The 3,085-nt window shown below is 42.4% G+C and carries 2 protein-coding genes; both read right to left on the bottom strand.

Going from position 1 to position 3,085, the window contains the following annotated elements; all coding sequences use genetic code 11:
* Positions 1-324 precede the first annotated feature (324 nt).
* On the bottom strand, positions 325-1,428 hold the full coding sequence (locus HMPREF0106_RS00240; protein WP_007219893.1) for a plasmid recombination protein: 1,104 nt from the start codon (positions 1,426-1,428) through the stop codon (positions 325-327).
* A gap of 627 nt (positions 1,429-2,055) precedes the next feature.
* Entirely contained in the window at positions 2,056-2,646 is a 591-nt protein-coding gene (locus tag HMPREF0106_RS00250) for a replication/maintenance protein RepL (RefSeq protein WP_004295513.1), read from the bottom strand.
* Positions 2,647-3,085 lie beyond the last annotated feature (439 nt).

Genomic DNA, 3,085 nt, shown 5'->3' with positions numbered 1-3,085 from the left:
TTTCTAGATTGGAAAATGAGAATTTCCAATATGGAAAATGCCCTATATTGTGTATCAAGTACTTAACTTATTCTATTTCTTCTATTCTTAATATACCCCCAAAACAGCACAAAATCAGTCACTTAAAAATCATCGGTCGGGGAGCGCCCAGCGGCAAGGGGCGGGACCACCCGTCCCGACGAGCGCCACACCATAAACTTTTTTTAGAATAAGCACACAACCGTTTTCCGAACCCTGCAAAATTTCTTCCGAATCCGAACGACGTAACACTCCATTGAGAGAGGCTGCCGTTTGGTCGCTCCCCCTTTGGGGGCGGGGGGGGGGTTACATACCCATACCGAAACCTCTGCTTCTGGTGATTTGCTTGAGTAGGTCTTTCCCCTCTTCCATAGCTTTTGATATGTTTGGGAAATGATGCCTTAAAGCCTCCAGTTGTTCGGAATTGAACAAGTCTTTCATCTTACCAAGTTCTTTTTTCAATTCCTTGGTTTCGGTCTTTAGTTCTTGGTTCTCCGTCCTTAATCGGTTACTGGTTGTCCTTGCGTTGTCCATTTGTTGTCTATAATACTCCTTGTCATTCTCGGCTTTGAATGCCTTTGTGCCGTTTTGCTCTTTTTCAAGTATAGCCTTTCCCAGTCTATCGGATAGCTGTTCATTTTCCCCCTCTAAAGCCTTTACTTTGGCTTTTAAGGCATCCTTTTCCCTATCGTTGACTGTTTTTCCAATCAAGCCGTAAAACTTCTCTGAAGCCTTAGAAATGAGTTTTTGGACGTTCTTCTTTGTTTCAATGGAACGTAGTTCTTTCTGAAGCTGAAGAAGCTGGTTTTGTACGTCCTTGTGTTTGTCTAATGCACTGGATATATCGTTTGATAGTTCCTGAAGCTGTTCTTTCGCACATTCGGTCTTGTACTGCATAGCCGATAAGTGTTTGCGGTCAGAAGAAACGCCACGTTCCATGCCCAGTGTTTCAGATGCTATGGTTTGGAGTTCTGCCATGTCATCACGCGATAAACGCACACTTTTCCCATTCGGCTGCGTCCAATCGAAAACTACATGGGCATGAAGGTTAGGTGTCCATTGCTTTGCGTTCATGTATCCTTCGTCCTTGTGTATATGGATTTGAAATGCTTCGATACCGAAACGTTCTTTGCAGACCGTGGCAAACTGCTGGAGTTCCTGCATGGTGGTTTCTTGTTTGATTACTATTACTCCCTCTCGTATGGGTGCGGCTTTAGCCTGCATCTTCTGCCCAACCGTATCGAGATATCTTTGTTTCGCACTTTCCAGCCGATGGGAGATGCTATCTCCAACCCAGCTTTCATTCAAATGACTAAGTTCGGGACGAACATAGTCCAACTCTTTTTCCCTAAAGTTGTGAATCTCACTCCCCGGCTTCACTGCTTGTACATGAATACTTGTTGCTCCCATAAGTTAACATTTTTGTGACAATCGATAACAGCCGGTGACAGCCGGCTGACAGGGGGTTAAGGGGGCTTGTCCCCTTACACACGCACCCTTTAGGGTGCTAGTGTGCTATCACCATACTGCATAGGTGCGAAGTTAGCAAATGTTCTGTAAATGCACAAATAAAGGGGAAAACATTTGGATTTGCGACAATAAAGTACTACCTTTGTTGCTGACCAAACGGTAGCCGACCGATACGGGAGAGTTACCAAAATACAAGCCGCTGGAGTTAATTGACGGACATCCGACATCTCCAGCGGCTTTATTTTTGCCTATCTGCTTCGTCTAGGCATACCAGTACCTCTACTAAAAATGTACTTCAAAGATACTTATTTTCTACCGACTTGATAGTTTTTACCCCATATTCTTGGACATTTTTCCCCCATGAGGTTATCTTTGTAGGGTGAAAGAGAAACCCATAAACGGGGATAGATTGAATGCTGGGAAGCATAAACAATCGGGGTAAGGTTAGCGAACCTTGCCTTTCATCCCCCATTATAACTTTACATAGAGGAACTTTATCTATCCCCCCCCCCCCCCCCCCGCCCCCAAAGGGGGAGCGACCAAACGGCAGCTTCACTCAATGGAGTGTTACTGTTCATCAAAGCCAAGTGATAATTGTCGTTTCTCTGCTTCTTCTTTCTTTTGGGCAGCTAAAGTCTTTTTCCGAACGTATGTTTTAGCAAATGTCACTCGGTCACCATTGAATACTATCAGAGGATTAATAAACCAAAGATTATCGGCTGGTCCTCGGGCTATGATTTCAGCTTTTACAAGTTCTGCAAGTCCTTTATAAACGGCTTTGTCTGTTTTGTATTTGGTATATTCTAGGCATTTTTTTCTATTGAAGATGATTAAATCATTTTTGGGTTTCATGCAGGTCATAAAGTAACCAAAAACCCGAATAGCTGCTTGTGATAGGTCAAAGAATGCAGCAAAGTTAGAAAGATACAATTTAGTGAATTGTTCTTCATCTACTTCTATTTGACGGATAAACGAAGTCTTAAACACTTCTCCAGTTTCAGTGTCGGCTAAAGCTACTACGGCTCTCTTATCGCCACCACTATTACTCTTATACTTTTTAACAACATGATTTTCAATACCTTCTATAGCTTGTTTCATAAAAGGATTTTCTTCGTTCTTTTGAAAATCGGTTAACTTAACTGCTTTTTTATTTTCCATTTTGATGTGTTTTTGGGAAATATTATTCTCCACAAAGTAAACTATTATTTTCCATAAAAACAATATTAAGGGAAATATTATTTTCCTGTTTAGTATTATATTAGGAAATCAGTATTTTCTAGATTGGAAAATGAGAATTTCCAATATGGAAAATGCCCTATATTGTGTATCAAGTACTTAACTTATTCTATTTCTTCTATTCTTAATATACCCCCAAAACAGCACAAAATCAGTCACTTAAAAATCATCGGTCGGGGAGCGCCCAGCGGCAAGGGGCGGGACCACCCGTCCCGACGAGCGCCACACCATAAACTTTTTTTAGAATAAGCACACAACCGTTTTCCGAACCCTGCAAAATTTCTTCCGAATCCGAACGACGTAACACTCCATTGAGAGAGGCTGCCGTTTGGTCGCTCCCCCTTTGGGGGCGGGGGGGGGG

The sequence above is a fragment of the Bacteroides sp. D22 genome, assembly GCF_000163675.1.
Lineage (GTDB): Bacteria > Bacteroidota > Bacteroidia > Bacteroidales > Bacteroidaceae > Bacteroides > Bacteroides xylanisolvens.
This window is presented reverse-complemented; position numbering and strand designations above follow the sequence as displayed.